General features: G+C 46.3%; 7 protein-coding genes. 5 read left to right on the top strand and 2 right to left on the bottom strand.

Going from position 1 to position 6,893, the window contains the following annotated elements; translation table 11 throughout:
- On the bottom strand, positions 1 to 250 hold a 250-nt coding region (locus LZU85_RS15895; protein WP_237287675.1), incomplete at its 3' end, for a hypothetical protein.
- Positions 251 to 375: 125 nt separating this feature from the next.
- Here LZU85_RS15895 and LZU85_RS15890 point away from each other — a divergent pair.
- Positions 376 to 1,203 carry an HDOD domain-containing protein gene (locus LZU85_RS15890; RefSeq protein ID WP_176299428.1) on the top strand — a complete coding sequence of 276 codons (828 nt, stop codon included), beginning with the start codon at positions 376 to 378 and terminating at the stop codon, positions 1,201 to 1,203.
- A gap of 16 nt (positions 1,204 to 1,219) precedes the next feature.
- Here LZU85_RS15890 and LZU85_RS15885 read toward each other — a convergent pair whose 3' ends face one another.
- Complete coding sequence (locus LZU85_RS15885) at positions 1,220 to 2,128, bottom strand: DMT family transporter (protein ID WP_237287674.1); 909 nt, start codon at positions 2,126 to 2,128, stop codon at positions 1,220 to 1,222.
- Between the two features lie 130 nt (positions 2,129 to 2,258).
- Between LZU85_RS15885 and rmuC the strand changes: the two genes are divergently transcribed.
- From rmuC to ubiB, 4 genes are all read left to right on the top strand, one after another.
- Positions 2,259 to 3,773: a DNA recombination protein RmuC gene (rmuC, locus tag LZU85_RS15880; RefSeq protein ID WP_237287672.1), complete on the top strand. Its 1,515-nt coding sequence runs from the start codon at positions 2,259 to 2,261 to the stop codon at positions 3,771 to 3,773.
- A 70-nt stretch (positions 3,774 to 3,843) separates the two neighbouring features.
- Complete coding sequence (ubiE, locus tag LZU85_RS15875) at positions 3,844 to 4,626, top strand: bifunctional demethylmenaquinone methyltransferase/2-methoxy-6-polyprenyl-1,4-benzoquinol methylase UbiE (RefSeq protein WP_237287670.1); 783 nt, start codon at positions 3,844 to 3,846, stop codon at positions 4,624 to 4,626.
- An 8-nt stretch (positions 4,627 to 4,634) separates the two neighbouring features.
- Complete coding sequence (locus LZU85_RS15870; protein WP_237287668.1) at positions 4,635 to 5,240, top strand: ubiquinone biosynthesis accessory factor UbiJ; 606 nt, start codon at positions 4,635 to 4,637, stop codon at positions 5,238 to 5,240.
- On the top strand, positions 5,237 to 6,871 hold the full coding sequence (ubiB, locus tag LZU85_RS15865; RefSeq protein ID WP_237287667.1) for a ubiquinone biosynthesis regulatory protein kinase UbiB: 1,635 nt from the start codon (positions 5,237 to 5,239) through the stop codon (positions 6,869 to 6,871). The genes LZU85_RS15870 and ubiB overlap by 4 nt, the downstream gene beginning before the upstream one ends.
- Positions 6,872 to 6,893 lie beyond the last annotated feature (22 nt).

Genomic DNA, 6,893 nt, shown 5'->3' with positions numbered 1-6,893 from the left:
CCGGGGGTCGCGGGTTCGAGTCCCGTCCGCTCCGCCACTTATTCCAGACCTCAGCAGAAATGCTGAGGTTTTTTTGTTTCTGTTGTATGATTTTGGTCTGCGACCAACGAGTCCCGCAAAAGGTTTGCCCGTTGTTGATTGCAACCCCAACCGTCAGCAACACATTTAGAAACCCAGTCTTCGGATTGGGTTTTGTCATTTTTGATAATGAGACATTTTCGAACAGGGAACACTTCTGTTTTAACGTCATTGCAAATATCCTACTCCCCCCCGCTTCTCACATTTATCATCGTAATAAAATCAGTTTGTCATAAGTCTACCCTGATTAATGTGTCCTATATTAATTAGGTATGGTTTGGGTTTAAGGAGATAGACATGTCCCAAGAAGCTCTGATTTCACGTCTCAACGAATTACCTCGGATTGAGAGTGTGCTGCAAGAATTACTCGAGATGGTCAATCGAGATAATTTTGATTTTTCTGAGCTATCAAAAAAATTGGCGATGGATCAGGTGCTCAGTGCCCGATTACTCAGAATGGCTAACTCGGCACATTTTGCCGGTAACAAACCTCTTTCCAACCTCAATGAAGCGGTTATTCGTGTTGGGAGTGGGGCTGTTCGTACCCTTGTATCTTCTTCTATTCTCTATAGTGCATTTCCAAAAATCGAAACGATGAACATTAAGGACTACTGGGCAAACACATTTGAAGTTGCGATGATTGCCAGTAAGTTAGCTGATCAGGCAAAGCTCGATGCCAATGAAGTTTTCACGACAGGTGTTCTGCATAACATTGGTGAGTTGATGATCCACTCATTAGTTCCAGAGCAAGCGATAGAGATAAATAGCAAAATTGCTCAAGGACAGTCATCTCTGAGCGCGCAACGCGAGGTACTGGGTACCGATGCGACTGAGTTGGGAGCAAAGTTAGCGGAAGCGTGGAAGTTTCCCCCTGAAATGAAAGATGCCATTGAAAATATAAATCATCCAGGTAAGGCTAAATTGGCTAAACGACTTGCGTGCCTGCTCTATCTCGCTCGAGATATCAATAAACGTTGGGACTCGATGTTGGAAGAGGAAGAAAAGCAGCACTATTTGGCACAGCATCCCGCTGCAAGCGCATTGGGTATTTCGCCTGGGCGTGCGTTTGTTATCGATCAAATTCGTGGGCAGGGAAGTGAAATGGCTTACAACATGTTCAGTTAGTAAGCCATAACCGCGTTCAAGATGAGCGTGTTGAGGTAAGCTTGGGTTTGTCCCATTTTAGTTGCTGAATCACTAGACCAGTGATAATCAGAATGAGACCGAATAGTGTCGTTGGATGAATTTCTTCACCAATGATTGTTGAAAGAAGCATCAGTGAAATAAAAGGTGATGCAAAGATTAGGTTACTGATACGAGCGGTGTTATTGGTTTGTTTTAGCGCAGAAAGCCAAAGAACAAATGTAATGCCCATTTCAAAGAGTCCGACATAGGTCACTGCCAGCCAACCTTGTCGAGATATTCGCGCCCAACTTTCACCTTCGTAGACAGTGAGAGCAATAGCAAAAGGAATGGCGACTATAAATCCAAGCAGCACCCCGACAATAGGATCCGCTTTGTTTTTGGTATTGAGTATCCAATATCCAGCCCAAAGTAAAGTCGAAATTAACGCCAGCGCCACACCCATTGGGCTGTCGAAGGAAAGTCCGAGAACATCTCCTTTTGTAGCAATCACAACAACGCCTAAATAGCTGAATACACAGGCAGCCCAATCTTGTGTTCGAATTTTTTGTCCAAGAAAAAGTGCAGCCATCAGGGTGAGTGTGATTGCCCAACTGTAGTTGATCGCTTGAGCCTGTGAGGCGGGTAGTAGATCGTAGGCTTTAAACAAAATCAGATAGTAGGCGAGTGGGTTTATGAGCCCAAGTAACAAGTAATACCAAGGATTAGAGAAAAAAGTGCTACTTATCTGTGAGAGTTTGCCTTGCGCAGCGCAGATCGCCATCAGCGCAACAGCTGAGACAATACTGGCCACCGTAAGCATTTGTATTGGTGTAAACTCGGCGAGAGTGAGTTTAAATGCCGTAGCAACGGTTGACCAAAGCAAAACAGCAGAAAGCCCAAATCCCAGGGCGCGACGCTCGTTCATAAGTCCTCAAAAGGTTGTCAGCAAAGCAAAGTCCTAGTGTAAGCGAGGATTTTCTGTGCAACAAACTGGACATTTATCCAGTATCAAAATACCATTAAAACACGCTTGTCATCTTCTAGAACTCCTTACTATGCAATGGATTATCGATAATCAGACTCTCATTTTGACTGCAACCGGCACCGCTTTTGTCGCGGCGTGTATTGCCAGTTGGTGGCAGAGACAGAAACTGCTTGTAAAAGCCCAGTTATTGCAGCAACAGATTGAGACTGAACGTCAGTTAGCACAAAACAAAATTGAACAATTGCAACAGGGATTGCAACAACTGCAAGGTGAGCTGGATGACTACGATCTCGAACGCGACCAAGCCGCTTATGAGGTGAAGCAAACGCACGGAAAACTGATGGCAGCGATTGAAAAACTGCGCTACTTCGATGCCGTAAAGCAAGAGCGGCAGCTGTACTTTGACGAGCTAGCACTCCAAAGAGAGCAAAATGCACGACTGGAAACACAGTTGCGTGAACAGCAGGCGCGCCATGAACAGCTTAATGTTGCTAATCAGGAAAAACTTCAGATTCTGGAACAGGCAGAGCAGAGGCTAAAGCAACAATTCGAACATCTTGCTAATCAGTTGTTCGAAGAAAAAACCGCCAAGGTCGATCAGCAAAATCGCCTGAGTCTAGAAGGCTTGTTACTGCCGCTGAAAGAGCAGTTGGAAGGGTTCAAAAAGCAGGTCAACGACAGCTTTAGCCAAGAGGCTAAAGAACGTCACACTCTAGTGCACGAACTGAAAAACCTGCAACGTTTGAATGAACAAATGGCACGTGAAGCGATCAACTTAACCCAAGCGTTGAAAGGTGATAACAAGCAGCAAGGGAACTGGGGGGAAGTGGTCTTGGCCAGAGTGCTGGCGGAATCGGGCTTGCGTGAAGGGCACGAGTACCAGACGCAGGTCAGTTTACAAAATGACGCCGGTAAACGCTATCAGCCTGATGTCATCGTCTACTTACCGCAAGATAAGCAGGTGGTTATTGACTCAAAAATGGCGCTGATTGCCTATGAGCGTTATTTCCATGCAGAGTCGGATGGTGAAAGAGAAAGGGCCTTAGCCGACCATCTCAGCGCGATCCGAGCTCATATCAAAAGTTTGAGCTTAAAGGATTACCACCAACTCAAGGGCATCCAAAGCTTAGACTATGTTTTGATGTTTATTCCGGTTGAGCCAGCGTTTCAGATTGCCATCCAAGCGGATCCGAGTTTGGTCAAAGACGCGCTAGAGCACAACATCCTCTTGGTGAGTCCAACCACCTTGCTGGTTGCTCTGCGCACCATCGATAACCTATGGCGCAATGAGAGGCAAAGTCAAAATGCCAAAATTATCGCTGAACGCGCAAGCAAGCTTTACGACAAGCTGCGTTTGTTTGTCGATGACATGCAAGGTCTCGGAGGTGCACTTGATAAAGCCAACCAAAGTTATCAAGGGGCGATGAATAAGTTGGTAACAGGACGAGGCAATGTGATCCGTCAGGCAGAGAGCTTCAAAGAGCTTGGTGTGGAAGTGAAGCGTCCTATCTCCGCCGATTTGACCCAATTAGCACAAAATGACTCTTTAGTAGAAAGACATCCCGTTGAGGATAAAGTAAACTAATCGCCCGCAGTCGTGGCCTGTCACATATGAATTGGCCCAAGTCGAACAGCACTGCCCAAGAGGAAAAACAATGACGGATATCAGCGTGCAATCGAATACAGCTTTAGAAACACAAGAAACCACCCATTTTGGTTTCACTACCGTGGCGAAAGAAGAAAAAGTCGCTAAAGTTGCCCAAGTCTTTCACTCTGTGGCCGCCAAATACGACATCATGAATGACTTAATGTCTGGTGGTATCCATCGCCTGTGGAAGCGCTTTACTATTGATTGCAGCGGAGCACGTCCAGGACAACGCGTCCTTGATCTAGGCGGTGGTACAGGAGATTTGACGGCTAAGTTTTCTCGTATTGTTGGTGAAAAAGGCCATGTTATTCTAGCTGATATCAATAATTCTATGCTCAACGTGGGGCGTGACAAGTTGCGTGATAGCGGCATTGTCGGCAACGTTCATTATGTGCAAGCCAACGCCGAAGAGTTGCCCTTCCCGGATGACTATTTTGACGTGATCACCATCAGTTTCTGCTTGCGCAACGTAACGGATAAAGATAAAGCACTGCGTTCGATGTATCGAGTGCTCAAGCCGGGCGGCCGTTTGTTGGTGTTGGAATTCTCCAAGCCAGTCTTTGACCCACTATCCAAAGTGTACGATGCGTATTCTTTCCATCTACTGCCTAAAATGGGCGAGCTAGTTGCCAACGATGCCGATAGTTATCGTTATCTGGCTGAGTCTATTCGCATGCATCCAGATCAAGAGACTTTAAAAAGCATGATGGAAGAAGCTGGTTTCGAGAGCGCGTCTTACTACAATTTGACGGGTGGCATTGTTGCCCTGCATCGTGGCTACAAATTTTAGGAGCCTCCATGCCATTTGAACCACTCATTACCGCAGTGATTGAAACTAGCCTCAATGTGCTGGTGAAAGACAATCCGGATCTCGAAAAACGTTTATTACGTTTAAAGGGGCAAGTGATCCAAGTTCATCTCCAGGAGCTGAACAAAACGTTGACGTTTATTTTTAGCCAACAGATCGATGTATTAGCCAATTATGAAGGCCAACCGGATTGTTATTTGTCGCTTAAATTGGCGGTGTTGCCTGAGCTGAGAGAGCAAGCCAATATCACGAAGCTGATTAAGCAAGACAAGCTGATCCTTGAAGGGGACATTCAATTAGCGCAGAAGTTTGCTCAGCTCATCACGGATGCAAAACCGGATGTGGAGGAATGGGTATCGCGTGTCACTGGGGATGTGGTCGCTCACTCTTTGGCTCAGGGGGTAAAGAATGTCGGTGGCTTCGTCGGGCGTCAAGCGAAAAAGCAGCAGTATCATCTTGCTCAGGTGATTACCGAAGAATGGCGTCTGGCACCTGGACCATTGGAAGTGGCTTACTTCTGTGACCAAGTAGACGAGGTCAAAAGTGAACTCGCCAGACTAGAAGCTCGTCTGCAAAAACTGTTGGAGAAAGCATGACCCCGACAGAGCTAAAGCGCCTTTATCGCATCATTAAAGTTCAGCTTGAATATGGCTTGGATGACCTACTGCCAGACCATCAACTTGCCAAAGCACCACGTTGGATGCGCAAAAGCTTGTTTTGGCTTAAGAATCAGCATCCAGAAAAGCCGTTAGGGGATCGTCTACGGCTTGCCCTGCAAGAGCTAGGCCCTGTTTGGATTAAATTTGGCCAGATGTTGTCCACGCGTCGTGATCTGTTTCCACCTCACATTGCAGACCCGCTTGCACTGCTGCAAGATCAAGTCTCGCCTTTTGATGGTGCATTGGCGAAAGCACAAATGGAGCAAGCGCTCGGTGGGCCTTTAGAAACCTGGTTTAGTGATTTTGACCTAGTTCCTTTAGCGTCGGCCTCCATTGCGCAGGTGCATACCGCCAAGCTGAAAACGACTAACCAAGAAGTGGTATTAAAGGTCATTCGCCCAGATATTCGTCCCATCATTGATGCAGATCTAAAACTGATGCGACGTATGGCGCGTATAGTCGCCAAAGCAATGCCTGAAGCACGTCGTCTTAAACCGATCGAAGTGGTTCGAGAGTATGAGAAATCCTTACTGGATGAGCTTGATTTGCGTCGCGAAGCGGCCAATGCGATACAGCTAAGACGTAATTTTACCGACAGCGAAGAGTTATACGTTCCTGAAGTTTATCCGGACTTTAGTAATGAAACTGTCATGGTTTCTGAGCGAATATACGGCATCCAAGTGTCGGATATTGCAGGCTTGAAAGCGAATGGCACCAACATGAAGTTGTTGGCAGAAAGAGGGGTGAGTGTATTCTTTACCCAGGTTTTTCGCGACAGCTTCTTCCATGCAGACATGCATCCAGGGAACGTGTTTGTTAACCCTGAACATCCCGAGAACCCACAATGGATTGGTTTGGATTGTGGCATTGTTGGCACATTAAATAGCGAAGATAAACGCTATTTAGCGGAAAACTTTTTGGCGTTTTTTAATCGTGATTATCGACGTGTGGCTGAGCTGCATGTGGACTCTGGCTGGGTACCGGCAGACACCAATATTGATGAATTTGAATTTGCGATTCGTATTGTCTGTGAGCCGATTTTTGCCAAACCGTTGTGTGAAATCTCCTTTGGTCATGTGCTATTGAACCTATTCAATACCGCAAGGCGATTCAATATGGAAGTTCAGCCACAACTGGTGTTATTGCAAAAAACCTTGCTGTATGTGGAAGGGTTAGGGCGTCAGCTATATCCACAACTTGATCTCTGGGAAACGGCAAAGCCCTTCCTTGAAGAGTGGATGATGAACCAAGTTGGGCCCAAAGCACTGTTCAATGCGGTAAAAGATCGTGCACCCTATTGGGCAGAAAAATTACCTGAACTGCCTGAGCTTCTTTATGACAGTCTCAAACAGGGCAAAGCGATGAACCAGAGAATGGATCAGCTTTACCAAGGTTATCGTGATAGCAAGCGTCAGCAGGCAACAGGAAAGTTTTTATTTGGCGTTGGGGCCACATTAGTCGTATGCTCGGCAATATTGGTGGACAACGCCTATGAGCAGCTTTCGTTGGTAACTGCTATTGCAGGTGTCACATTTTGGCTGTTCAGTTGGCGAGCTTATCGTCGTTAGACGTTAAACTCTTGATCTAATT

Source organism: Vibrio floridensis (assembly GCF_021852965.1).
GTDB lineage: Bacteria > Pseudomonadota > Gammaproteobacteria > Enterobacterales > Vibrionaceae > Vibrio > Vibrio floridensis.
The sequence above is the reverse complement of the archived record's forward strand: the minus strand, read 5'-3'. Positions and strand labels throughout refer to the sequence as shown.